General features: G+C 61.0%; 23 protein-coding genes and 1 pseudogene. 11 read left to right on the plus strand and 13 right to left on the minus strand.

Going from position 1 to position 23293, the window contains the following annotated elements; genetic code table 11:
- Positions 1-23: 23 nt before the first annotated feature.
- The 8 genes from tsaB to TR61_RS06570 all read left to right on the plus strand — a co-directional run bounded on the left by tsaB (position 24) and on the right by TR61_RS06570 (position 8250).
- Positions 24-683 (plus strand): tRNA (adenosine(37)-N6)-threonylcarbamoyltransferase complex dimerization subunit type 1 TsaB, encoded by a 660-nt coding sequence (gene tsaB / locus TR61_RS06535; protein WP_050929113.1) that lies wholly within the window; start codon positions 24-26, stop codon positions 681-683.
- Positions 680-1102 carry a GNAT family N-acetyltransferase gene (locus TR61_RS06540; protein ID WP_342669410.1) on the plus strand — a complete coding sequence of 141 codons (423 nt, stop codon included), beginning with the start codon at positions 680-682 and terminating at the stop codon, positions 1100-1102. Before tsaB ends, TR61_RS06540 begins: the two co-directional genes overlap by 4 nt.
- A 148-nt stretch (positions 1103-1250) precedes the next feature.
- Positions 1251-2249 carry a BMP family lipoprotein gene (locus TR61_RS06545; protein WP_050929115.1) on the plus strand — a complete coding sequence of 333 codons (999 nt, stop codon included), beginning with the start codon at positions 1251-1253 and terminating at the stop codon, positions 2247-2249.
- A gap of 483 nt (positions 2250-2732) precedes the next feature.
- A complete protein-coding gene (locus TR61_RS06550; RefSeq protein WP_050929161.1) occupies positions 2733-4271 on the plus strand; it encodes an ABC transporter ATP-binding protein in 1539 nt (512 codons plus the stop codon).
- 112 nt (positions 4272-4383) lie between these two features.
- Positions 4384-5478 (plus strand): ABC transporter permease, encoded by a 1095-nt coding sequence (locus TR61_RS06555; protein WP_050929116.1) that lies wholly within the window; start codon positions 4384-4386, stop codon positions 5476-5478.
- Positions 5478-6443, plus strand: a complete 966-nt coding sequence (locus tag TR61_RS06560; protein ID WP_050929117.1) for an ABC transporter permease — start codon at positions 5478-5480, stop codon at positions 6441-6443. The genes TR61_RS06555 and TR61_RS06560 overlap by 1 nt, the downstream gene beginning before the upstream one ends.
- 119 nt (positions 6444-6562) lie before the next feature.
- On the plus strand, positions 6563-7489 hold the full coding sequence (locus tag TR61_RS06565; protein ID WP_050929118.1) for a sulfite exporter TauE/SafE family protein: 927 nt from the start codon (positions 6563-6565) through the stop codon (positions 7487-7489).
- Positions 7490-7521: 32 nt separating this feature from the next.
- Positions 7522-8250 carry a TIGR02186 family protein gene (locus tag TR61_RS06570; protein ID WP_245626832.1) on the plus strand — a complete coding sequence of 243 codons (729 nt, stop codon included), beginning with the start codon at positions 7522-7524 and terminating at the stop codon, positions 8248-8250.
- Positions 8251-8286: 36 nt separating this feature from the next.
- Here TR61_RS06570 and TR61_RS06575 read toward each other — a convergent pair whose 3' ends face one another.
- The 7 genes from TR61_RS06575 to TR61_RS06600 all read right to left on the minus strand — a co-directional run bounded on the left by TR61_RS06575 (position 8287) and on the right by TR61_RS06600 (position 15347).
- On the minus strand, positions 8287-9018 hold the full coding sequence (locus tag TR61_RS06575; RefSeq protein ID WP_050929120.1) for an SDR family oxidoreductase: 732 nt from the start codon (positions 9016-9018) through the stop codon (positions 8287-8289).
- Entirely contained in the window at positions 9015-10544 is a 1530-nt protein-coding gene (locus TR61_RS06580; RefSeq protein ID WP_050929162.1) for an ATP-dependent DNA helicase, read from the minus strand. Before TR61_RS06580 ends, TR61_RS06575 begins: the two co-directional genes overlap by 4 nt.
- A 42-nt stretch (positions 10545-10586) precedes the next feature.
- Complete coding sequence (locus TR61_RS06585) at positions 10587-11225, minus strand: acyl-homoserine-lactone synthase (RefSeq protein WP_050929121.1); 639 nt, start codon at positions 11223-11225, stop codon at positions 10587-10589.
- Positions 11226-11455: 230 nt separating this feature from the next.
- Complete coding sequence (locus TR61_RS06590) at positions 11456-12175, minus strand: helix-turn-helix transcriptional regulator (protein WP_050929122.1); 720 nt, start codon at positions 12173-12175, stop codon at positions 11456-11458.
- Positions 12114-12329, minus strand: coding sequence for a hypothetical protein (locus TR61_RS19860; protein WP_157440838.1), 216 nt, complete (start codon positions 12327-12329; stop codon positions 12114-12116). The genes TR61_RS06590 and TR61_RS19860 overlap by 62 nt, the downstream gene beginning before the upstream one ends.
- Before the next feature lie 212 nt (positions 12330-12541).
- Positions 12542-13822: a crotonyl-CoA carboxylase/reductase gene (gene ccrA / locus TR61_RS06595; RefSeq protein WP_050929123.1), complete on the minus strand. Its 1281-nt coding sequence runs from the start codon at positions 13820-13822 to the stop codon at positions 12542-12544.
- A gap of 112 nt (positions 13823-13934) precedes the next feature.
- Positions 13935-15347 (minus strand): 1-acyl-sn-glycerol-3-phosphate acyltransferase, encoded by a 1413-nt coding sequence (locus tag TR61_RS06600; protein ID WP_050929163.1) that lies wholly within the window; start codon positions 15345-15347, stop codon positions 13935-13937.
- Positions 15348-15495: 148 nt separating this feature from the next.
- Between TR61_RS06600 and TR61_RS06605 the strand changes: the two are divergent.
- The 3 genes and pseudogenes from TR61_RS06605 to deoD form a co-directional block, all read left to right on the plus strand.
- Positions 15496-17466, plus strand: a pseudogene (locus TR61_RS06605) (methylmalonyl-CoA mutase family protein); the annotation flags it as partial.
- A 112-nt stretch (positions 17467-17578) separates the two neighbouring features.
- Positions 17579-17929 (plus strand): H-NS histone family protein, encoded by a 351-nt coding sequence (locus TR61_RS06610; RefSeq protein ID WP_050929125.1) that lies wholly within the window; start codon positions 17579-17581, stop codon positions 17927-17929.
- A gap of 58 nt (positions 17930-17987) precedes the next feature.
- A complete protein-coding gene (gene deoD / locus TR61_RS06615) occupies positions 17988-18692 on the plus strand; it encodes a purine-nucleoside phosphorylase (protein WP_050929126.1) in 705 nt (234 codons plus the stop codon).
- Positions 18693-18750: 58 nt separating this feature from the next.
- On the opposite strand, the gene TR61_RS06620 is transcribed toward deoD, so the two are convergent.
- Genes TR61_RS06620 through sdhA form a run of 6 tightly spaced genes read right to left on the minus strand, consistent with a single transcriptional unit; the run spans position 18751 to position 23274 of the window.
- Positions 18751-19593, minus strand: a complete 843-nt coding sequence (locus tag TR61_RS06620) for an urea carboxylase-associated family protein (protein ID WP_050929127.1) — start codon at positions 19591-19593, stop codon at positions 18751-18753.
- A gap of 12 nt (positions 19594-19605) precedes the next feature.
- Positions 19606-19818, minus strand: coding sequence for a hypothetical protein (locus TR61_RS06625; protein WP_050929128.1), 213 nt, complete (start codon positions 19816-19818; stop codon positions 19606-19608).
- A 51-nt stretch (positions 19819-19869) separates the two neighbouring features.
- Positions 19870-20649 carry a succinate dehydrogenase iron-sulfur subunit gene (locus TR61_RS06630; RefSeq protein ID WP_050929129.1) on the minus strand — a complete coding sequence of 260 codons (780 nt, stop codon included), beginning with the start codon at positions 20647-20649 and terminating at the stop codon, positions 19870-19872.
- A gap of 14 nt (positions 20650-20663) precedes the next feature.
- Positions 20664-20975, minus strand: a complete 312-nt coding sequence (locus TR61_RS06635) for a hypothetical protein (protein WP_050929164.1) — start codon at positions 20973-20975, stop codon at positions 20664-20666.
- Positions 20976-20986: 11 nt separating this feature from the next.
- Positions 20987-21469 carry a hypothetical protein gene (locus TR61_RS06640; RefSeq protein WP_050929130.1) on the minus strand — a complete coding sequence of 161 codons (483 nt, stop codon included), beginning with the start codon at positions 21467-21469 and terminating at the stop codon, positions 20987-20989.
- Positions 21469-23274 (minus strand): succinate dehydrogenase flavoprotein subunit, encoded by a 1806-nt coding sequence (sdhA, locus tag TR61_RS06645; RefSeq protein WP_050929131.1) that lies wholly within the window; start codon positions 23272-23274, stop codon positions 21469-21471. Before sdhA ends, TR61_RS06640 begins: the two co-directional genes overlap by 1 nt.
- Between the last annotated feature and the right edge of the window lie 19 nt (positions 23275-23293).

Here is a 23293-nt window from a genome sequence, read left to right on the forward strand (position 1 = left end):
GCCCGTCTTGTTAGAGGCGTATCGTGACTGCAAACCCCACACTTCTGGCCTTTGACACCTCTGGCCCGTGGTGCACGGCGGCGCTGATCCATGACGGACGGCTGACGGTTCGCACCGATGACATGGCCAAGGGGCAAGCCGAACACCTGATGCCGATGCTGCAAGAGATGCTTGCGGATCAGGGCTTGGGGTTCACCGATCTAGATGGCATTGGCGTGGGCGTGGGCCCAGGGAATTTCACCGGCATCCGGATTTCTGTGTCGGCCGCAAGGGGGCTGGCCTTGGGCCTGGGCAAACCGGCGATCGGCGTGTCTCTGCTGGAGGCGCTGGTCTATGACACCGCGCGCCCCGCGATTGCTGTGGCCGATGCGCGGCAAGGCCGGATCTATGCGCAGTATTTCGGCGCGAATGGCCCGGATGATCCGATGATGTTGGATCTGGAGAGCGATCCCGTGCCTGACGCGTGGATCCAGGAAAAACCCGTGCTGATCGGTGCCGGAGGCGATGCCTTGGCCAAGCTGACCCACAGTGCCGTGGAAACACCGCCCACCCCGCTGAACGAGGCCATCGCCCGCATCGCGCTCACCCGGTTGGACGACCCCTATGTCCCGCCTGCCCCCTTGTATCTGCGCCCCGCCGATGCGGCCCCTGCGCGCGATACGGCCCCGGTGATCCTGGATTGATCGCGCCCGAGGATATGGCCGCCATCCACAAGGCGGCCTTCACCCAGTCGCGGCCGTGGAGCGCGGAGGAGTTTACCTCGCTGCTGGCGCACCCGTCGGTCTTTGCATGTGGCGACAGCCGCGCCTTTGCGCTGGTGCGCGTGATCGTGGATGAGGCCGAATTGCTGACCATCGCCACTCATCCCCTGTTCCAGCGCCAGGGCCACGCCCGTGCGGTGATGGACGCCTGGCAGGATGAGGCCTCCAAGCGCGGCGCGACCCATGGGTTTCTGGAGGTTGCGTCCGACAACAGTGCCGCGCGGCACCTCTATCAAGACTGCGGGTTTTCCCAGACGGGCCTGCGCCAAGCCTACTATCCGCGCAAGGGCGCGCAGGCTGCTGACGCGGTGATCATGGCGCGGGATCTGACCCAAGGTTAGCACCGACCCACAGGCTTAAAACCCCAAGAATCGGTTGACCCTCGTCCCCTCCTGCGGCCTTATTTGCACCGATCTTAAACCGATCTGAGACGTTTTCGGGCTGCACCAACAGGGACAGCCCCAATCAGAACCAATTGGGAGTAATCTTATGTCCTTCATGACAAAAATCATGGGTACAGCCGCGGCCCTGGCGATGAGCGCGACCGCCGCTCTGGCCGAGCCTGCGCTAATCTTCGACCTTGGCGGCAAGTTCGACAAATCCTTCAACGAAGCCGCTCATAACGGCGCGCAACGCTGGGCCGAGGAAACCGGCGGCTCCTATCGCGAGATCGAACTGCAGTCCGAAGCCCAGCGCGAACAGGCGCTGCGCCGCTTTGCCGAATCCGGTGCAAACCCGGTGATCACCATGGGCTTTGCCATGGCAGACGCGCTGTCGGTCGTGGCCCCGGAATACCCCGACACGAAATTCGTGGCCGTGGATGTGACATGGCTGGAGGCACCGAACATCCGTCAGATCGGCTTTGCCGAACATGAGGGCTCGTACCTTGTGGGCATGATGGCCGCGATGGCGTCTGAAACCGGCACCGTGGGCTTTGTCGGTGGCATGGACATCCCGCTGATCCGCCACTTTGGCTGCGGCTATGCTCAGGGCGTGAAGGCCGTGAACCCAGATGCCACCATCATCGCCAACATGACCGGCACGACCCCTGCGGCCTGGAACGACCCGGTGAAAGGGTCCGAGCTGACCAAGGCGCAGATCAGCCAAGGCGCAGACGTGGTCTATGCCGCGGCAGGCGGCACCGGCGTGGGCGTTCTGCGCACTGCGGCCGATGAAGGCATCCTGTCGATCGGCGTGGACAGCAACCAGAACTACCTGCACCCCGGTCAGGTCCTGACCTCGATGCTGAAGCGTGTGGACGTGGCCGTCTATGACGCGATGAAAGCTGGCGCGGATCTGGAGACCGGCGTCTTCACGATGGGCCTGGCCAATGACGGCGTCGGCTATGCGCTGGACGAGTTCAACGCCGAGCTGGTGTCGGACGAGATGAAAGCCGCTGTGGACGCCGCGCGTGAGAAGATCATCAACGGTGATCTGGAAGTCGTGGCGTATTACACCAACGACAACTGCCCGGCGATTGATTTCTGATTACTGGGTTAGATGTATGAGAGAGGGCCGCGCTGAGAGATTGGCGCGGCCTTTTTTGTGTGTTTTTTTGGATCGCTTTGACCCCTGTTCGGACCAGAGGAACTGCCGACCTGCACGGAATCAAGGCGAATCCGCCGTGCATCCATTGCCGACAGGTGTTTTGCCTAGGCAAAACACCGAAAGGGCCAGACCGCCCCAACGGGCTGGCGATTTGGCAGACGTAAGCGCACCTATCTAAACCAGGAGTTTGCTTGGGTGCCATAAACCGCACTGAACGGATGCCGGATCGCCACCCCGCGGTCTGGCAGTTCACGGCTTACCGTTTCGTAAGGTGACAGAGGCGGCATTCACCACCGTGCAGATCAAACCTCGGGCACAGCTCTGTCCCCAACACAACCCCCCAACATTTCCGCCTCGTCAGGTCTGGGCAAACCGGCTAAGCTCTGCAAAACTCACACCAATTTTCAGATGGGGTCGGCGGGTATGGCCAGTGCAGCACCAGCGATTGAACTCAAAGGCATCTCGAAAGCCTTTGGGCCGGTTCAGGCCAACAAGGATATCTCGATCAGCGTCCCGCGCGGGACGATCCATGGGATCATCGGTGAAAACGGGGCGGGCAAATCCACGCTGATGAGCATCCTCTACGGATTTTACAAGGCTGACGCCGGAGAGATCTTTATCGGCGGGAAAAAGACCGACATTCCTGACAGTCAGGCCGCGATTGCGGCGGGGATCGGGATGGTGTTCCAGCACTTCAAGCTGGTGGAAAACTTCACCGTTTTGGAGAACATCATTCTGGGGGCGGAAGATGGCGGGCTGCTCGCCCCGTCGCTGTCGAAAGCGCGTAAGGAACTGATTGCGCTGGAAAAAGAATACGGACTGCAGGTGGACCCCGATGCGGTGATCGAGGATCTGGGCGTGGGCAAGCAGCAGCGGGTCGAGATCCTCAAGGCGCTTTATCGGCGCGCCGATATCCTGATTTTGGACGAACCCACGGGCGTGCTGACCCCGGCCGAGGCCGATCAGCTCTTTCGCATTCTGGGGCGGCTGCGGGATGAGGGGAAGACCACGATCCTGATCACCCACAAGCTGCGCGAGATCATGGAGATCACCGACAATGTCAGCGTCATGCGGCGCGGAGAGATGGTGGGCCATGTAAAAACCTCCGAGACCGGGCCGGAGCAGCTGGCCGAGCTGATGGTGGGCCGGAAGGTGCTGTTGCGTGTCGACAAGGCGCCCGCGAAACCCGGGGCACCTGTGCTGGAGGTCGAAAACCTCCGCGTCGTGGACGAGGCCGGGGTGGAACGCGTGAAGGGCATCGACCTGACAGTGCGCGCGGGCGAGATCCTGGGGATTGCAGGGGTTGCGGGTAACGGGCAGTCGGAGCTTCTGGAGGTTCTGGGCGGGATGCGCGACGGCACCGGGTCGGTCCAGCTGAACGGGCAGGCGCTGGACCTGTCGGGCCGGTATTCGGACGGCCAATCGCGCCGGGCACGGGGCATTGCGCATGTGCCCGAGGACCGGCAGCGCGAAGGGCTGATCATGGACTATCACGCCTGGGAAAACGTGGCCTTCGGCTATCACCACGATCCGAAATACCAGCGCAATGCGCTGTTCATGGATAATGCCGCCCTGCGCGCGGACACCGAAGCCAAGATGAAAACCTTTGACGTGCGCCCGCCCGATCCGTGGCTGAAGGCCAAGAATTTCTCGGGCGGAAACCAGCAGAAGATCGTTGTCGCGCGCGAGATTGAGCGGAATCCCGATCTGCTGCTGGTGGGGCAGCCCACGCGCGGCGTGGATATCGGCGCGATCGAGTTCATTCACCAGCAGATCGTGGCCCTGCGCGATCAGGGCAAGGCGATCCTGTTGGTGTCGGTGGAGTTGGAAGAGATCTTCGGCCTGGCTGACCGGATTGCGGTGATGTTTGACGGCCGGATCATGGGCGAACGCATGCCGGATCAGACCAACGAAAAGGAACTGGGCCTGCTGATGGCTGGCGTGAGCGGGGAGGCGGCGTGATGGCGCGCAGGGTTGGCTGGGGCGCAAGGATTTTCGAAAATCCTTGCAACGCAATTTCGAAATTGCGTGTCAAGCCGCTTCCAAGCGGCTTGGTCGCGCGGAGATCTGACTGATGGAAAAGATGCCACATTGGGCCGATGTGATCCTGATCCCGCTGATCTCGCTGATCCTGGCGGCGATCCTGTCGGCGCTGGTGATCCTCGCCATTGGCGAAGACCCCGTGGCCGCCGTCAAGCTGATGGTTCAAGGCGCATTGGGGTCGACCTATGGCTGGGGCTATACGCTCTACTACGCCACCAATTTCATGTTCACCGGGTTGGCGGTGGCGGTGGCCTTCCACGCGCGGATGTTCAATATCGGCGGCGAAGGTCAGGCGATGCTGGGCGGGCTGGGCGTGGCCCTTGTCTGCCTGCTGATCCCTTGGCCGCATTGGTCGCTGGCGCTGATCGCGGCGATCCTGGCCTCCATGGCCTTTGGCGCACTTTGGGCGGCGATCCCGGCCTATCTGCAGGCCAAACGCGGCAGCCACATCGTGATCACCACCATCATGTTCAACTTCATCGCCGCGGCGGTGCTGAACTATGTGCTGGTCAATCTGCTCAGGCCCGAAGGGTCGATGGACCCGGCCACCGCGCGCTTTCCCGAAACGGTTCATCTGCCCACGCTGCATGAGATGCTGGCGCCCATTGGCATCAATTTCTCACGCGCGGCGCCGGCCAATATCAGCCTTCTGGTGGCGGTTGCCGCCTGCGTCATTGTCTGGCTGCTGATCTGGCGCACGCGTCTGGGATACGAGATCCGCGCCTATGGTCATTCCGAGACAGGCGCATTGTATGCCGGCATTTCGCCGGTGAAGATCACGATGATCGCCATGCTGATTTCCGGCGCGCTGGCCGGCCTGATGGCCATCAACAATGTCATGGGCGAGGCCGAAAGGCTGGTGATGAACGCCACGGAAGGCGCCGGGTTCATCGGCATTGCCGTGGCGCTGATGGGGCGCAGCCATCCGTTTGGCGTGTTTCTGGCCGCGATCCTCTTTGGGTTCCTCTATCAGGGCGGGGCGGAACTGGCGCTGTGGACGTCGATCCCGCGTGAGCTGATCGTGGTCATTCAAGCGCTGGTGATCCTCTTTACCGGAGCATTGGACAACATGGTGCGCATGCCGCTTGAGAAGCTGTTCTTGCGGATGAACCGGGGGAAAAGCTGATGGATTTCCTGACGATCATCCAGATCCTCGATTCCACCATCCGGTTGGCCACGCCCTTGCTGCTGGCCTGTCTGGCTGGGCTTTATTCCGAACGCGCGGGCATTTTCGACATCGGGCTTGAGGGCAAGATGCTGATGGCAGCGTTCTTTTCGGCCGCCGTCGCTGCGGTGACGGGATCTGTCTGGCTGGGGCTGCTGGCGGGCATCGCGTCCTCGATGGTGCTGAGCGGCTTGCACGGACTGGCCTCGATCACCTTCCGGGGCAATCAACTGATTTCCGGGGTGGCGATCAATTTCCTGGCCGCCGGTATGACCGTGCTGATCGCGCAGGACTGGTTCAAGCAGGGCGGCCGGACGCCATCGCTGTTCGATCAGGGGCGGTTCAATCCGATCACCCTGCCCTTTGCCGAGACGCTTGAGCCTGTTCCCTTCATCGGCCCGATCTATGCCGAGCTGATTTCGGGCCATTCGATCCTTGTCTATCTGGCGCTGCTTGCAGTGCCGGGCACATGGTGGCTTCTTTATCGCACACGCTTCGGTCTGCGACTGCGCGCGGTGGGCGAAAACCCCGCAGCGGTGGATACGGCGGGCGTGTCGGTTGTGGGCCTGCGCTATGCCGCTGTCGCAATCTGCGGGGTGCTGTGCGGGATTGCGGGGGCCTATCTGGCCACGGCGCTGCAGGCGGGGTTCGTCAAGGACATGACTGCCGGTCGCGGCTTTATCGCACTAGCGGCTCTGATCTTTGCCAAATGGAGACCGTGGCACGCGCTTTATGCCTGCCTGCTGTTCGGCTTCCTGCAGGCGATCGCGCTGCGCTACCAGAATATCGACCTTGGTGCCTTCGTGGTGCCTGTGCAGGCGATGGACGCGCTGCCCTACGTGCTGACCGTGGTGATCCTTGCAGGCTTTGTCGGCAAGGCCATTCCGCCGCGCGCCGGTGGTGAGCCTTATGTGAAAGAGCGGTGACGATCCCCGGAACAAACGCGCCGCACCTTGCCAATCGGTCGGATTTGTCGCAACTCTGGACCTATGCTCGTGCCGTCATCTTTCGTAAGGACGATATGAGAGAATAAAGGACCCGCCGGATGCTGATCTATTTGCCCATTGCAGAGGTGTCTGTGAACGCCTTTCTGCTTCTGGGCCTGGGCGGTCTGGTGGGTGTCCTGTCGGGTATGTTCGGCGTCGGCGGCGGGTTTCTGATGACGCCGCTTTTGTTTTTTATCGGCATTCCCCCCGCAGTGGCCGTGGCGACCGAGGCGAACCAGATCGTCGCTTCGTCCTTCTCGGGCGTGCTGGCGCATCTGCGGCGCAAGACGGTCGATCTGAAGATGGGCACGGTGCTTCTGATCGGCGGCCTGATCGGCGCGGCGCTGGGTGTGCTGGTCTTCAACTATCTCAAGGCGCTGGGGCAGGTCGATCTGCTGGTGCGGCTGTGTTACGTCGTCTTTCTGGGCGTGATCGGCAGCCTGATGTTTGTCGAAAGCCTGAACGCGATCCGGCGGTCGCGCAAAACGGCCGGGGCACCGGCCCCGCGCCGCAAGCAGCGCGGCTGGATTCATGCCCTGCCCTTCAAGATGCGGTTTCGGACATCGGGCCTCTATATCTCGGTCATTCCGCCGGTTCTGGTGGGGATCGCCGTGGGCATTCTGGCCGCGATCATGGGCGTGGGCGGCGGGTTCATCATGGTGCCCGCGATGATCTATCTGCTAGGCATGCCCACGAAGGTTGTCGTCGGCACGTCGCTGTTCCAGATCATCTTCGTGACCGGTTTCACCACGCTTCTGCACGCGACCACGAACTATACAGTGGATATCGTTCTGGCGGTGCTGTTGCTGATCGGCGGTGTGATCGGCGCACAGATCGGCACCCAGATCGGGGTGAAGATGAAGGCCGAGCAGTTGCGCATTCTGCTGGCGATCATGGTGCTGGCGGTCTGCGGCAAGCTGGCGCTGGATCTGCTGATCATGCCGGCCGAGCTGTATTCGCTGGGCAGCGCAGGCGGGGGCCACTGATGCGGCTGCTGGCGGCGATATGCCTGGTCCTGATGCCCGCGGCTGTATGGGCGGAAGAAGTGGTTCTGGGCCTCTCGCGCGATAAAATCTCGATCACGACGCGGTTTGAAGGCTCGGACATCCTGATCTTTGGCGCGGTCAAGCGCGAGGAGCCGATCCCCGAAGGGTCGGAGCTGGAGGTCATCGTCACCGTGGAAGGCCCGTCCGAGCCCGTGATGGTGCGGCGCAAGGCGAACCGGTTCGGCATCTGGGTGAATACCGACGCGGTCGAAGTGGACGCGGCCCCCAGTTTCTATGCGGTCGCCTCGTCCGGCGCATTGGGCGATGTGCTGAAGGATATCGAGGACCTGCGATACAAGGTCAGCATCCCCCGCGCGATCCGGTCGGTGGGCGCGCCGATGACCATTCAGGATTCCGAGAGCTTCACCGAGGCGCTGATCCGTATTCGCAAAGCCAACGGGCTGTATCAGGAACTGGACAATACGGTGGCCGTGGATGAACAGACGCTGTTCCGCACGTCTGTCCGGCTGCCCGCAAATCTGACCGAAGGCGATTACCGCACGCGCATCTTCCTGCTGCGCGAAGGCAATGTGGTGGCCGATTTCGACACCACGATCGACGTGCGCAAAGTGGGGCTGGAGCGATGGCTGTTCACCCTGTCGCGACAGCAGCCATTGGTTTACGGGCTGATGTCACTGGCCATCGCCATCGCAGCGGGATGGGGCGCATCGGCGGCCTTCCGGATGCTGAGGAACGGCTGATCGGGCCGCGATTTTTCTGAGAAGTATCCCGGGCGCTCAGCCCCGGCCGATATACGGCATTTTCGTCGCGACCACCGTCATGAACTGCACATTCGCCGACAGTGGCAGTTGCGCCATATGCAACACCGATTGCGCGGCATGTGCGACATCCATCGACGGCTGCGGCTCCAGCCCGTGGGCTACGGCGCGCGCGTTCAGATCCTGCACCATCGGGGTGAGCGCGTTGCCGATGTCGATCTGGCCACAGGCAATATCAAAGGGCCGCCCATCCAGGGACAGTGTTTTGGTCAGCCCCGTCACCGCATGTTTGGTCGCGGTATAACAGACCGAGCCCGGACGCGGCGCATGCGCCGAAATGGAGCCGTTGTTGATGATCCGCCCGCCCTGCGGGTTTTGGTGGCGCATCACACGAAAGGCGGCGCGGGCGGCCAGGAACATGCCGGTCAGATTGACATTGACCGCCTGCAGCCAGTCTTCGACCGGGATTTCGTCGATCAGACCTGAGGGCGGAAAGATACCTGCGTTGTTGAACAGAACGTTCAGACGCCCCGCCTTCCGGGCGAAGAGGTCCACGGCAGCGTCAAGCGCGGCGGCATCTGTCACATCGGCCGCCAAAGGGATGGCGTTGTCATAGGTTCCGGCCAGCTGTTCCAAAGGGCCTGTCCGGCGGGCCAAGACGCCCACGGTCCAGCCTTCCTGCAAGAACAGCTCGGCCGTGGCGAGGCCAATGCCGGAGCTTGCGCCGGTGATCAGGATGGATGACGTCATTGGGGTTCCTCCTCAAGAACCAGCGGAGCCGCAGGGGCGGCACGCAGATCATCCACGCGCAGGCCATGGGTGGGTTTTGACAGACGGTTGCGCACCACCCAGATCAGCCTGTCCTGCGCGCGGGTGATAGCTACATAGGCCAGGCGCTTCCACAGGGGTTGTCCGGCCTCTGTCCGGCCCATGCGCGCGGCGGCATAGATATCCGGCGCAAAGACCTGCACCGTATCCCATTGTGACCCTTGCGCCTTGTGGATCGTCACTGCAGCCCCGTGCAGGAAGGTCGCCCCCATACGCGCGGCGAAGGGGATGAAGGGTTCTTCCTCGTCCGGTTTTTCGATCTTCACGATCGAAGCGGCCGAAACCTGCGGGTCTTCCGCCCCCATCACATGCAACCGGGAAAAACCCGGCTTGCGGCCTGGCCCCAGATAGATCACCTGCGCGCCCTTGATCAGGCCGCGTGCCTCAAGATCCAGACGTTTCTTGCGGTGCTTCAGCGGCAGTTCAATCCCGTCGCAGATGAGCGGTTCGCCCTCGAGCAATTCGGTTTCGGGCGCGCCGTGGACCTGCCGGAAGGCGTTGATCAGGCGGATGCGCGTGGCGTTGCGCCAGACCAGAACGGGGGAGCGGGCCATCAGATCAACCTCGACCCGTTGGCCCCAGATGACGCGGTCGTCTTTCGCGGCGGTGTCTTCGACCAGCCGTTCGAACTGGTGAAAGTCCAGCTGGGGATCGGCCAGCGCATGGGCCAGATCAAGAATCGGGTTGTCCTGCGCCTGGCGGTGAATACGGTTGAGCGTGAGCTTGCGGTTGTCTTTCAGCCCGTCAAACACCATCGCACCCGATTGGTTGACGGGCGCAAGCTGGGCCGGGTCGCCGAACAGCAGGAGGGTCGGGAAAATCTCCTGCAGGTCTTCGAACTGCTTTTCATCCAGCATGGAGGCTTCGTCGACAAAGCCGATATCCAGCGGTTCCTCGCGCCGTTTCCAGCCGGTGATGAAATCCGACCCCCGCAGGCCAGCTGCCGCCAAAGCGCCGGGAATGGATTTGTTGACCTCGTAAAACGCCTGGGCGCGATCCAAGGCGACCTCTGTCAGCCCTTCGATCTCGGGGCGCTCGCCCTGACCTGCCAGCCATTCGGCGATGCGTTCATATTCCGGGTCATAGACCGGCGTGTACAGGATGCGGTGGATCGTGGTGGCGGGCACTCCGCGCAGGCGCAGGACCGAGGCCGCCTTGTTGGTGGGCGCAAGGATGGCCAATGTCCGGCGATCCTTGCGTTTGCGCCCCTCGTAATCGCCCGAGATAACATCGACGCCCGCCTGTTCCAGCGCCTTGTAAAGCTCGGCCAGCAGAAGCGTCTTGCCCGACCCGGCCTTGCCGATCACTGCCATGACGCCCGCGCCCGCCTCGCGCGGGGGCATCAGGAGCGCATCATCCAGATTGATGCCCGCATGGGCCAGCATTTCAGCCACGCTGTCATAGGCCTGCGCCTGATCGTCAGAAAACGTGAGCTGGGTGTCGGACATGGGCGCGACCATAGAGCCGCGCCGGGCCATGTGCCAGAGGGCTCAGGCGGATCTGGCGTGCAAAACCGCCGGGCTGTCGCCAAAGGCGCGGCGGAACCAGAGGCGGGAGAGGTCTGGCGAGATCCCGGCGCGGGTGGCGACGCGGGATTGCGCGTCGGCGTCGAAGGACCAGAGGCCGACGCTGATGCGGTCGCGCCCCTCGCCTTCGCTGCCCAGGATCTCGGGCCAGGAGCCAATGGCGCGATAAATCCGCTCCATCCTGCGGTCGAACACACCGGCGAAATGGCGGATGCCGAAGCCGCGCATGATCTCTCCGCCCCCCAGCATGAGGGCGGCGGCGACGCGTGGGCCCGCATCGCGCGAAAGGCAAAACCGGGTGCATTCCCAGATCAGCGGGCTTTGGATAGGTGCGCCGCCGGTGAGGTGGCCAAACACCTCGTTCACCATGACCGGTCCGGTGGTGGGCAAGAACCGCATGGACCCGCCATGGGCGCCGTCAGGGCGCTGCCAGATGACATAGAGCGGGTCAAGCGCGTCGTAGTCGTCGCGTTCTTCGCCATTGGCGTTCACATGCACGTCCCATCCCAGCCGTGCGGAAAACTGATCGGCCCGGTCGCGGAACATGGAAGTGGAGAGTTTCGGATGAAGGTGAAGGTCGTGGCCGTAGAGATAGCGTAGCATGTCTGCCCCCTGTTTTGACCGGGCCAGCTTGGGCGTGCCCGAGTTAAGGAAAGCTGGCGAGGGCGCACGCCATGTTTAATGAAGCGTTAAAGCGGGCATTTTCCGACGCGGAAAATGGGTGGGAATTTGACGCAAATTCCCGGCGCTCGTGGCAGGGATCAATGCTTAGACAACAGGGCTGAGAAACTGCGTCAGTTTCTCGGGCATTTTCCGCGTCGGAAAATGCCGGGTCAGACCACGATCAATCCACGGCTCAGGGCGCGGGCCACCGCATGGGTCGTGTTCAGCGCCCCCAGCTTGAACCGGGCGCTTTCGATATAGACCCGCAGCGTATGTTCCGAAATCGACAGCGAATTGGCGACCTGAGCCCGGCTGTACCCCAGCGCCAGCATGGTCATCGCGTCGACCTCGCGCGGGGAAAGCGGCTGGGCCGGTTCGGGCTGACGGCCCGGTTCCAGCTCAAGCGCCTTGCGGTTCAGGTAATGGCCGATCAGGATCAGGTCGCGGCCGTGATCGTCGATGAAGCGCGCCCAATCGTCATCGCTGCAATTGTGATTGCTGGTGTAAAGCGCGAATTGCCCGTTGGGGCCCCGGATCGGCACCGAATAGCCCTGATTGCCCACGCCGTATTCCAGCGCCTCGTTGAAGAAGGCGCGCGCAGCTTTGCTGGACCAGTCCAGCCGTTTCCAGTCCACGGGGTGAAAATGCTGGTAACAGCCCTGAATAACCGGATCTATGCGCAGATAATTCTGTTCAAGATACCGGTCGCGCCAGGCGTCGGAATAGGTGCCGCAACCATATTGATCGCCGGCACTGTCGACCCAGTGGTAAACAACGTGGTCAATGCCGTAATGGTCGCGCAGGGCGACCGTGGTGTCTTGCAGGCCTTCAAGTCCGGTTGACGCATCCAAGGCTGTGAGGATGCTGTCCAATGGCGAGTGCGTCCCCATAGTTTTGCTGCGCAACCCTCTCGGCTTGGGCGACGAGTTCTGCGCCTGCGATCAGCCCCGCTTCTTCCAGATGTGCCGCCAAGGCGGTCAGGTCATTGGCATCCGCGAAGGATTGTAGATCTGCCAGAACGTCGAGCACCCACTCATGTACCATGCAAGGTTCTCCCGTAAGTGGTTAACAAATCGTTAACACAACTTTAGCATGAACGAGTTATCCACAGAAACTCGCTTCTTTCCCCTCCCCAGAAATAGCGGGGTTGCGATTTTCAAACCCTTGATCTGCCTGAGGTCGCTTCAGAAAGCAAAACGCCCGCGGTCCCGAATGGCGGAACCGCAGGCGCTTGCGAGGTAATCTTGGACCCCGATTTACGCGTCGAGCACTTCTTCCAGGGTGCGCAGGCCCACCTTGGGCGATTGCACCAGCACCGACATGTTGCCGGGCTTGTGTTCGTTGCGCAGCATTTTCATATGCGCCTGGGGCAGATCGGCCCAGGTGAACACCTCGGACATGCAAGGATCCAGGCGGCGTTCGACCATCAGCTGGTTGGCGGCGCTGGCCTGTTTCAGATGGGCAAAGTGGCTGCCCTGCAGGCGCTTCTGGTGCATCCACATATACCGCACGTCGAAGGTGCAGTTGAAGCCGGTGGTGCCGGCGCAGATCACGACCATACCGCCCTTCTTGCAGATAAAGGTCGAGACCGGGAAGGTGCTTTCGCCCGGGTGTTCGAACACCATGTCCACGTTGTTGCCCTTGCCGGTGATGTCCCAGATCGCCTTGCCGAATTTGCGGGCTTCCTTGAACCATTCGGCATATTCGGGTGTGTTCACCGTGGGCAGTTGCCCCCAGCAGTTGAAATCCTTGCGGTTCAGAACGCCTTTGGCGCCCAGGCCCATGACGAAGTCACGCTTGCTTTCGTCCGAGATCACGCCAATCGCATTCGCGCCAGCCGTGTTGATCAGCTGGATTGCATAGGAGCCCAGACCGCCCGACGCGCCCCAGACCAGAACGTTCTGGCCCGGTTTCAGATCATGCGGCGCATGGCCGAACAGCATGCGGTACGCGGTGGCCAGCGTCAGCGTATAGCAGGCGCTTTCTTCCCAGGTCAGGTGCCTGGGGCGCGGCATCAGCTGCTGCGACTGCACACGGGTGAATTGCCCGAAAGATCCATCCGGCGTTTCATAGCCCCAGATGCGCTGGCTGGGCGAATACATCGGATCACCGCCGTTGCATTCCTCGTCATCGCCGTCGTCCTGGTTGCAGTGGATCACGACCTCGTCGCCCACTTTCCAGCGGGTGACTTTGGAGCCAACGGCCCAGACGATGCCTGCCGCATCGGAGCCTGCAATGTGATAGGGCTGCTTGTGGCCGTCAAAGGGGCTGATCGGCTGACCCAGAGCGGCCCAGACACCGTTATAGTTCACGCCCGCGGCCATCACGAGGACCAGAACCTCGGTATCGCCGATTTCGGGCACGTCCACGACTTCGAGCTGCATTGCCGTATCGGGTTCGCCGTGGCGTTCCCGGCGGATTGCCCAGGCGTGCATTTTCTTGGGCACAAAGCCCAGCGGCGGCATCTCTCCGATGTCGTAGAGATCCTTTTCTGGCGCATCGTAATCCGCGATGTGACCTTCCTGATCCAGGGCCATATGTGCCTCCTTGATGTCCTAGTTGCGCCGCAATGCAGAATCGCGGCTCTCTTGCACCGGGATAGGGGGCGTTGCGCAATATTGCAACCTTGAATGATACGTTTTTGTAATTTTATGACCCAGCGGGCGCAGAAATTTCTTTCGCGGGTGCAGAATCTTTAGGATTATTGCTTTGCAGCAAATGCCGGATGGAATTGGCATAATATCTGCAGGCCTCATCCCGATCGGGGTTCAGAGCATATGTGTCGCCGGTCTGGACCAGGATTGAGCGCTCGCACAGATGGCGCAGGCCGACCTCGGCCGCATAGTCGCGATTGTTGCGAGGCAGGTGGATATGAGCATCGGGAATCGACTCGATCAGGCGGGTCATCTCAAGTTCCACCTGAGCCCGGGTACGCGGCAGCCCGTCCTGAAAGATCCACGCCACCATCGGCACCGGAAGCACTGGCACCACATCGCCGATGCGCTTCATCAATTCGCGCCCCAAAGGCACTGTCAGATCGCCCGAGCGGGATTTGGCGAATTCCTTCAGCGACAGAGGCGCACCAAAGCTGACAGCCGCATAGCCGAACTTGTGATAGCGCCCGGTAAGCCGCAGCCAGATCTGTTTCACCGCCTTTGCCGCAATCATCCCGATCGACGCATCAAAGCGCCGTTGGGGATGATGCACGGCGGCCATGAGGATGTTGTCCTCCAGCACGCGGTCGTAATTCAGAGCGACCGGAACGAAGACCACGTCGCGGGTATCAGGGCCGATACCATCGGCGATATACTTTAAAAGCCCCAATTTGGGCGGCATCAGCTTGCCTGTCAGGCTGAGCCCGCCTTCGGGAAACATCGCCTGAGTCACCCCGGCATCGGTGGCCAGATAAACATAGCGGGCAAGCACGGTACGATAGAGATCGTTGCGCGATTTGCGGCGGATGAAATAGGCCCCCATCGCCCGGATCAGCCCCGACAGCGGCCAGACCCGCGCCCATTCACCGACCGCATAGGACAGCGCCGACCGTTCTGCCGCCAGATAGGTGACCAGCACATAATCCATATTGCTGCGATGGTTCATGACGAACACCACCGTCGCGTCGGGGTCGATGTTCTTCAGTGCTTCTTCATCCTGATGGCCCAGCCGCACGCGGTAAAACGCATTCGACAAAAGCCGCGCGGCCCGGATGGCAAAGCCGAAATAGGCAGAGGCGGAAAAGGACGGCACGATTTCGCGCGCGTATCTGCGCGCCTGCTCAAAAGCCACGTTTTCGGGAATGCCTTGTTCGGCGGCATGTTGTGCGATGGCCTGGCTGACCTGCGGATCATAGATCAGGCGCTGGATCATGTCATAGCGCCGGGCCAGCTTGAACGGCTGGATGGGCCGTTCCAACCGCTGGTTCAGCCGGGCAACGGCCTTTTCCAGACGGCGACGGAAAAACCAGCGGACGGACGGGAACAGGAAATGCGAGGCAAAGGTGACCACTGCGAAAAGCAGGATCAGCACAAACAGCCAAAGCGGCAATTCCACGGTCGTCGTCATGATGAAACCCTTACAGCAATGTTTGGCGGGGTAAAGACCGCGCGTCACTGCCCGAAATTGCCGCATCGCGGCGAATTGACTTTGCCATAATCTTTCAAGTATCACGCTCCTGACGCAATAAAATTGCCCAAGCTGATTCACGAGGACGCCCATGTCGCAGACGCAGAAAGATCGCCCCTGGCTTATCCGGACCTATGCGGGACATTCGACCGCGAAGGCGTCAAATGCGCTCTATCGCGGGAACCTGGCCAAGGGTCAGACCGGTCTTTCGGTCGCCTTCGATCTGCCCACGCAGACGGGCTATGACAGCGACCATGTCCTAAGCCGCGGTGAAGTGGGCAAAGTGGGCGTGCCTGTCTGTCACCTGGGCGATATGCGGACGCTGTTTGACCAGATCCCGCTTGAGCAGATGAACACCTCGATGACGATCAACGCGACGGCGCCTTGGTTGTTGTCGCTGTATATCGCCGTGGCCGAGGAGCAGGGCGCGGATGTCTCAAAGCTGCAGGGCACGGTGCAGAACGACCTGATCAAGGAGTACCTGTCGCGCGGCACCTATATCTGCCCACCGAAACCCAGCCTGAAGATGATCGCGGATGTGGCGGAGTATTGCTATACCAACATCCCGAAATGGAACCCGATGAATGTGTGTTCCTATCACCTGCAAGAGGCAGGCGCGACGCCGGAACAAGAATTGGCCTTTGCATTGGCGACCGCTCAGGCGGTTCTGGATGAATTGCGCCCGCGCGTGCCTGCCGAAGATTTCCCGACGCTGGTGGGCCGGATTTCGTTTTTCGTAAATGCAGGCATCCGCTTTGTCACCGAGATGTGCAAGATGCGCGCTTTTGTCGATCTGTGGGATGAGATTTGCGAAACACGCTATGGCGTCACCGATCCGAAAATGCGGCGGTTTCGCTATGGGGTGCAGGTGAACTCCCTTGGTCTGACGGAGCAACAGCCCGAGAATAACGTGTATCGTATTCTGATCGAAATGCTGGCGGTGACTCTGTCGAAAAAGGCGCGTGCCCGTGCAGTCCAATTGCCGGCGTGGAATGAAGCTTTGGGCCTGCCGCGCCCGTGGGATCAGCAATGGTCGATGCGGATGCAGCAGATCCTGGCCTATGAAACGGATTTGCTGGAATACGGCGATTTGTTCGATGGCAACCCGGCGGTGGATGCCAAGGTTGAAGAATTGAAAGAAGGCGCACGCGCGGAATTGGCTAATCTGGATGGCATGGGCGGCGCGGTACAATCGATCGAATATATGAAATCGCGTTTGGTAGATTCAAATGCGGATCGCTTGAATCGCATCGAGGCCGGGGAAACCATTGTTGTCGGCGTGAACAAATACACCACGACCGAACCATCGCCCCTGCAGACCGAAGATGGCGGGATCATGGTTGTCGACCCGGCGGTGGAACAGGAACAGATCGCGCGCCTGAACGAATGGCGCGCTGAACGGGATAATGACGCCGTTGCTGCGGCTTTGGCGGCCTTGCGTGAAGCCTCGCAGAAGGGCGAAAACATCATGCCCGCCTCCATCGCCGCCGCGCGCGCAGGTGTCACTACCGGCGAATGGGCCGAGGAAATGCGCAAGGTTCACGGCACCTATCGCGGGCCGACGGGCGTTTCGGCCTCGGTGTCGAACAAGACCGAGGGGCTTGACGATATCCGCGACGCGGTGAATGCGGTCAGCGACAAACTGGGCCGCCGCCTGAAATTCCTGGTGGGCAAGCCGGGGCTGGACGGGCATTCGAATGGCGCGGAACAGATTGCTTTCCGCGCGCGCGATTGCGGGATGGATATTTCCTATGAAGGCATTCGCCTGACACCTGATGAAATCGTGGCTGCCGCGATTGAAGATCAGGCCCATGTGGTTGGTCTGTCCATTCTGTCGGGCAGCCACATGCCTTTAGTTGAGGAATTGGTGCAGAAAATGAAAGCCGCAGGTCTGGGCGATGTGCCCCTGATTGTCGGCGGGATTATTCCGGATGATGATGCGCAACGGCTTTTGAATATGGGTGTGGCCAAGGTTTATACGCCCAAGGATTTCGAGCTGAATACCATCATGATGGATATTGTTTCGCTGGCCGATCCCAAACCAATTGCAGCGGAGTAAATCCGGCTCAATTTCATTTGACACAAAATAGATCAGACCGGGGGGCTGTTTTCCCCGGCCTGCTCATGTATTTCCCGTTGTGCTTTTAAGCACTTGAACGGGAGACAGAAGAATGGCCATTGATCTGATCGGCATGACACGCAAAGAGCTGGAAAAGCTGAAAGCCGATGTCGAAAAGGCGCTGGAAAAGGCCGAGGCACGCGATTTGCGTGCGGCAAAGAAAGCCGCTGAAAAAGCGGCGGCGGAATTCGGGTTTTCACTGGGTGAGATCGCGGGTGGAGCGTCTACTGCAGAAAAACCCAAACGGAAATACACCAAGCGCAAAGCGGCCAAGAAAAGCGGCGTTGCGAAATACCGCAATCCGAGTGATGCCAAGCAGACCTGGACCGGCAAAGGCCGTCAGCCGCAATGGTTCAAAGCGGCGATTGACGCAGGCACCGATCCGTCCTCGATGGAGATCTGATTGCGCCCCCTCCCCGGATTTCGGATAAGGTTCGGGACACACAAAAGGGGAGGGTCGCATGACCATTCATATCGGCGCGGAGAAAGGGCAAATCGCCCCAACGGTTTTGATGCCGGGCGATCCCTATCGCGCACGCTGGGCGGCTGAGACCTTCCTGGATGACGCGCAACTGGTCAATGAAACCCGCGGCATGCTGGGGTTTACCGGTACATGGAACGGCCATACCGTCACGATCCAAGGCTCAGGCATGGGGATGCCGTCGCTGTCGATTTACGTCAATGAGCTGATCCGCGATTACGACGCACAGACGCTGATCCGGATCGGGTCCTGCGGAGGGATGCAGCCGCAGGTAAAGCTACGCGACATCATTCTGGCGATGACGTCGAGCACGCTCAGCACGCCGTCTTCGGGTATTTTCCGCGAATTGAATTATGCGCCCGTCGCCGATTGGGAATTGTTGCGCAATGCGGTTGCAGCTTGCGAGGCGAAATCGATTTCGCCTCATGTCGGCGGGATCTATTCGTCGGATGTGTTTTATGACGAGCGGCCTGATCTGAATAAGGAAATGGTGCGGCACGGTATTCTGGGCGTCGAAATGGAAGCGGCGGAGTTATATACGCTTGCTGCCCGCTATGGGCGGCGCGCTTTGGCTGTTTTGACGGTATCTGACCATCTGGATACCGGAGAGGCGTTACCTTCCGAAGACCGTGAGAAAAGCTTTGGCGATATGGTGGAAATCGCTTTGCAGGCGGCATTCACCTGAGCGGGCAAAGATTTTCGAAAATCTTTGACCAAGGCTTTTCGAAAAGCCTTGGTCCTTCTCAACCGTGAGAGCGATCGTATGCGTTTGGCTTGGGTGACTGCCATCCTGAAAGACTGCCCTCTTTCGGCGCAAATACCTCCACCAGCAATGGGTGGCAGGCGGCGGTATCCGACGAATGCTCGGACGAACAATCGCCACCGGGACAGGCACTGAGATTGCCCAGAAGATCGATCTCGGCAAAGAACTCGATGTAGTCGCCGGGGCGGACGGGACTGGCTTTCATGAAATACTGCCCTGTGTCGCGGGTGAAGCCGGTGCACATGAAGACGTTCAGCACGTCATGCACCAGCGGTTCGGCCTCGGTCCGGGGCACGCCCATGTAATCGGCCAAAGCGCGCGTCAGGTTCGAATGGCAGCAATGGTGGTATTGCCCGCCGGACAGCAGATTATTGGTATAGGGATCGCAGCGTGTGCCGACCACATCGTGGACCGATCCGCCGAACGCATCAATCCCGTACCAGCCAAGCGTGTCTTCGGTGATCGTGGCCATGGGCCGCAGATGCGGGAAAGATGACCACATGCGTTCGCCGGTGGTCAGATGCGTGCCATGCAAGGCGCGGGATTTGCCCGAATAAAACCGCTCGGACAGGTCATGCAGGTTGTGCAGGTTCAGGTCGCCCACCTGTGGCCCTTCGACCGAGGAGATGCGGAAGAACTGCCCGGCCTTCGCGACAAAGGTTCGGGCATCGCGGGGCGGCACCAGAACCTCGTCCACTTTTGTCGCCGTTGCCCGCGCCCGCGCGTAAAGCGCCAGATCCGGCGCAGGCAGCGTGTCATTCGGATAGCAGATCACCGGCTTGATGGCGCGGCGGGCGTCGGCGTCTGGGGGCGCTTGGGTCATAACAGGCTTTCGTTAACCACGTTTGTTCGGATCGCGGCATGTGTCTGGCGGGCCATCGGTAGAGGTGAATGCCTCGGCACCGCAGGCCATGCAGCGATACTTGCGCAAGGCACCGCGATTGCCCGACCGCTCCTCGCGCCAGCGACAGGCGCGCGTCGCTGCGCGCGACCGGGTCAGCAGCACAACAATGACGAAAGCGACAAGAAAGCCCAGCACAATATGCATGGGGCGCAGTTTAAAGACCGCGCCCCGTAATACCAGCCGTCTCAGACGGGATCAGACGGTGCGTTCCACCATCATCTTCTTGATCTCTGCAATGGCTTTCGCCGGGTTCAGACCTTTGGGGCAGGTCTTGGCGCAGTTCATGATCGTGTGGCAGCGATACAGCTTGAAGGGATCTTCCAGATCGTCCAGCCGCTCGCCCGTGGCTTCATCACGCGAGTCGATGATCCAGCGATAGGCGTGCAGCAGGGCTGCGGGCCCAAGGTACCGGTCCCCGTTCCACCAATAGGACGGGCAGGCGGTCGAACAGGACGCGCACATCACGCATTCATAAAGACCGTCTAGTTTCTTGCGGTCTTCGATGGACTGGCGCCATTCTTTCGCGGGGCGGTTTGTCTTGGTCTCAAGCCACGGCATGATCGAGGCGTGCTGTGCATAGAAATGCGTCAGATCCGGGATCAGGTCTTTCACCACCGGCATGTGCGGCAGCGGGTAAATCTTCACGTCGCCCTTGATTTCGTCCATGCCATAGATGCAGGCCAGCGTGTTGATCCCATCGATATTCATCGCGCAGGACCCGCAGATGCCTTCACGGCAGGACCGGCGGAAGGTCAGGGTCGGGTCGATCTCGTTCTTGATCTTGATCAGCGCGTCCAGAACCATCGGGCCGCAGGTGTCCATGTCCACGAAATAGGTATCCACCCGGGGGTTTTCGCCATCATCCGGGTTCCAGCGATAGATCTGGAATTTCCGCAGATTGGTCGCGCCTTCAGGTTTGGGCCATGTCTTGCCCGTTTTGATGCGCGAATTCTTGGGGAGGGTCAGTTGAACCATTTGCTGTTCTCCTCTCAGGCCGCTGTCAGGGCGGCAAAGCCCTGGCGGGCCACACATGTTTGCGTCTCGGACCGGGCCAGAACGCCCCGGATCAGGGAGACGGTTGTTTCCGACGTGCCGATCACCGCGTCCTTGGCGAATTCGCCGATTTCGCGGGCGGTGGAATTGTCGATGATGCAATCGGTGAACGGGGTCACAGCGGCCTCCGGCACGGTTGGAAACCGTGTCACCAAGGCTTCGCTGACCGCTGCCTTGGCGCTGCGCCGCGCCACGTCATCGGCCAGTTGCTGCGTTTGCGTGCAGGCCATCAGACAGACACACCCCATCAACGAGATCACTAGTCGCGGCAATAGGCGCTGCCCCCCTGAAAGACGTTGGATCCGCGTCCGCATTCGTCCAAAGCCACGATGCCAGGACCTGCTTCTGGTGAGGGACCTGCGGCAAGGCACTCCTGATATGCGCGGTTGGCCCGCGCTTGCGCGGACAACCCGCCCAGCGGCGCAGACGACGGAATGCGGCCTCGGCGCAGCGCTTCGCAGTTGCCGCTTTGCGCCGTTGGCTGAGCGGCACTGCCCACAGCGAACTGCACCTGATACCGATCCAGCAGGCAATCATTGACCGCCGCCGCGTCTTTCTGCGTGGCCCCGGCCCCTGCGGCAACCTGGGGCACCTGCCCAGCGGTCGATACCGCGAAGGCCCCTTGCGCGCCGGTCCGGGCGACGCATTCCTGTACGAACGCGTCGACCGTATTGGCGGAAGCGACCGCAGCAGGGCACAACGCGGCAAGAACAAACGCGGTTTTGATCAAGAGGCTGCGCATTAGTACACCCTCGCCTTTGGTGCGATTTTCTTCAGGTCGATCCCACCGTCATTATGGCTGGTCAGCGGCTGCGTGATCACACCGCGATAGCCCAGCGAGGCTTTGTTCCCCTTGAACCAGACAAGGCTGTGCTTGCGCCAGTTCTCGTCATCGCGGTCAGGGTAATCCTCGTGAGCGTGGGCACCCCGGCTTTCCTTGCGCGCCGCAGCGGCCGTGATCGTGGCGACCGCATTGGGCATGAGGTTGGTCAGTTCCAGCGTTTCCATCAGGTCGGAGTTCCACACCAGAGAGGTATCGGTGACCTTCAGGTCAGACAGTTTGCTAGCCACGTCTTCCATCTTCTTCTGACCTTCGGCCAGCGTCTTGTCGGTGCGGAAGACGGCAGCGTCGGCTTGCATCGTCTTCTGCATCTCAAGGCGCAGCGCCGCGGTAGGCGTGTGGCCATTGGCATGGCGCAGACCGTCAAAGCGGCTGAAGGCGGCCTCGATCGACCGTTTGCTGGGCGTCGGAACAGCCGTTTTGGGATCGACCACTTCCGCCGCGCGGATCGCAGCGGCGCGGCCAAAGACCACGAGGTCGATCAGGGAGTTCGACCCCAACCGGTTCGCCCCGTGTACCGAGGCGCACCCCGCCTCACCCACGGCCATCAGCCCGGGCGCAACCGCTTCGGAATTGTCCTTAGTGGGGGCCAGCACCTCGCCCCAGTAATTCGTCGGGATACCGCCCATGTTGTAATGCACCGTGGGCAGAACCGGGATCGGTTCCTTGGTGACATCCACACCGGCAAAGATACGCGCGCTTTCCGAAATGCCCGGCAGACGTTCGGCCAGGGTTTCCGGCGGCAGGTGGTTGAGGTGCAGGTGGATGTGATCGCCATCCGCGCCCACACCGCGCCCTTCGCGGATCTCAAGCGTCATGCAGCGGGAGACCACGTCGCGCGATGCCAGATCCTTGTAGGTCGGCGCATAGCGTTCCATGAACCGCTCGCCCTCGGAGTTGGTAAGGTACCCACCCTCGCCCCGGGCGCCTTCGGTGATCAGGCAGCCCGATCCATAGATGCCGGTGGGGTGGAACTGCACGAATTCCATATCCTGCAGGGGCAGACCGGCCCGTGCGGTCATCCCGCCACCGTCACCGGTGCAGGTATGGGCCGAGGTCGCGCTGAAATAGGCCCGGCCGTAACCGCCCGTGGCCAGCACGACCATCTTCGCAGCAAAGACATGCATCGTGCCGTCATCCAGCTTCCAGCACAGCACACCCTGGCACTGACCGTCTTCGCTCATCAACAGATCAATGGCGAAATATTCGATGTAGAATTCCGCATTGTTCTTCAGCGATTGGCCATAAAGCGTGTGCAGGATCGCGTGTCCGGTCCGGTCAGCCGCCGCACAGGTCCGCTGCACCGGGGGGCCTTCGCCGAATTCGGTGGTGTGGCCACCAAAGGGGCGTTGATAGATCTTGCCCTCTTCCGTGCGCGAAAACGGCACGCCGTAATGTTCCAGCTCATAGACCGCCTTGGGCGCTTCGCGCGCCAGGTACTCCATCGCGTCGGTGTCACCCAGCCAGTCCGAGCCCTTGACCGTGTCATACATATGCCACTGCCAGCTGTCCGGACCCATGTTGCCCAAACTCGCCGCGATGCCACCCTGAGCCGCCACCGTGTGCGAGCGTGTCGGGAACACCTTGGAAATACAGGCCGTTCTCAGCCCCTGTTCGGCCATGCCAAGGGTGGCGCGCAAACCCGCGCCGCCTGCCCCCACGACCACGACGTCATATTCATGCGTCTCGTAATCATATGCAGCCATATCTTGTCTCCTCTCAGAC

Origin of the sequence: Aestuariivita boseongensis (assembly GCF_001262635.1) — a bacterium.
In the GTDB taxonomy this organism is placed as follows: domain Bacteria; phylum Pseudomonadota; class Alphaproteobacteria; order Rhodobacterales; family Rhodobacteraceae; genus Aestuariivita; species Aestuariivita boseongensis.

Coding starts and splice junctions, on each gene's coding strand:
- TR61_RS06630 (WP_050929129.1), bottom strand. CDS start 20,649: ATGGTTCAACTGACCCTCCCCAAGAATTCGCGCATCAAAACGGGCAAG.
- TR61_RS06570 (WP_245626832.1), top strand. CDS start 7,522: ATGCCCGCGGCTGTATGGGCGGAAGAAGTGGTTCTGGGCCTCTCGCGC.
- TR61_RS06560 (WP_050929117.1), top strand. CDS start 5,478: ATGGATTTCCTGACGATCATCCAGATCCTCGATTCCACCATCCGGTTG.
- TR61_RS06640 (WP_050929130.1), bottom strand. CDS start 21,469: ATGCGCAGCCTCTTGATCAAAACCGCGTTTGTTCTTGCCGCGTTGTGC.
- TR61_RS06610 (WP_050929125.1), top strand. CDS start 17,579: ATGGCCATTGATCTGATCGGCATGACACGCAAAGAGCTGGAAAAGCTG.
- TR61_RS19860 (WP_157440838.1), bottom strand. CDS start 12,329: ATGGTACATGAGTGGGTGCTCGACGTTCTGGCAGATCTACAATCCTTC.
- TR61_RS06625 (WP_050929128.1), bottom strand. CDS start 19,818: ATGCATATTGTGCTGGGCTTTCTTGTCGCTTTCGTCATTGTTGTGCTG.
- TR61_RS06565 (WP_050929118.1), top strand. CDS start 6,563: ATGCTGATCTATTTGCCCATTGCAGAGGTGTCTGTGAACGCCTTTCTG.
- TR61_RS06555 (WP_050929116.1), top strand. CDS start 4,384: ATGGAAAAGATGCCACATTGGGCCGATGTGATCCTGATCCCGCTGATC.
- TR61_RS06580 (WP_050929162.1), bottom strand. CDS start 10,544: ATGTCCGACACCCAGCTCACGTTTTCTGACGATCAGGCGCAGGCCTAT.
- sdhA (WP_050929131.1), bottom strand. CDS start 23,274: ATGGCTGCATATGATTACGAGACGCATGAATATGACGTCGTGGTCGTG.
- TR61_RS06550 (WP_050929161.1), top strand. CDS start 2,733: ATGGCCAGTGCAGCACCAGCGATTGAACTCAAAGGCATCTCGAAAGCC.
- TR61_RS06545 (WP_050929115.1), top strand. CDS start 1,251: ATGTCCTTCATGACAAAAATCATGGGTACAGCCGCGGCCCTGGCGATG.
- TR61_RS06575 (WP_050929120.1), bottom strand. CDS start 9,018: ATGACGTCATCCATCCTGATCACCGGCGCAAGCTCCGGCATTGGCCTC.
- deoD (WP_050929126.1), top strand. CDS start 17,988: ATGACCATTCATATCGGCGCGGAGAAAGGGCAAATCGCCCCAACGGTT.
- TR61_RS06585 (WP_050929121.1), bottom strand. CDS start 11,225: ATGCTACGCTATCTCTACGGCCACGACCTTCACCTTCATCCGAAACTC.
- ccrA (WP_050929123.1), bottom strand. CDS start 13,822: ATGGCCCTGGATCAGGAAGGTCACATCGCGGATTACGATGCGCCAGAA.
- TR61_RS06600 (WP_050929163.1), bottom strand. CDS start 15,347: ATGACGACGACCGTGGAATTGCCGCTTTGGCTGTTTGTGCTGATCCTG.
- TR61_RS06590 (WP_050929122.1), bottom strand. CDS start 12,175: ATGGGGACGCACTCGCCATTGGACAGCATCCTCACAGCCTTGGATGCG.
- TR61_RS06635 (WP_050929164.1), bottom strand. CDS start 20,975: ATGGGGTGTGTCTGTCTGATGGCCTGCACGCAAACGCAGCAACTGGCC.
- TR61_RS06620 (WP_050929127.1), bottom strand. CDS start 19,593: ATGACCCAAGCGCCCCCAGACGCCGACGCCCGCCGCGCCATCAAGCCG.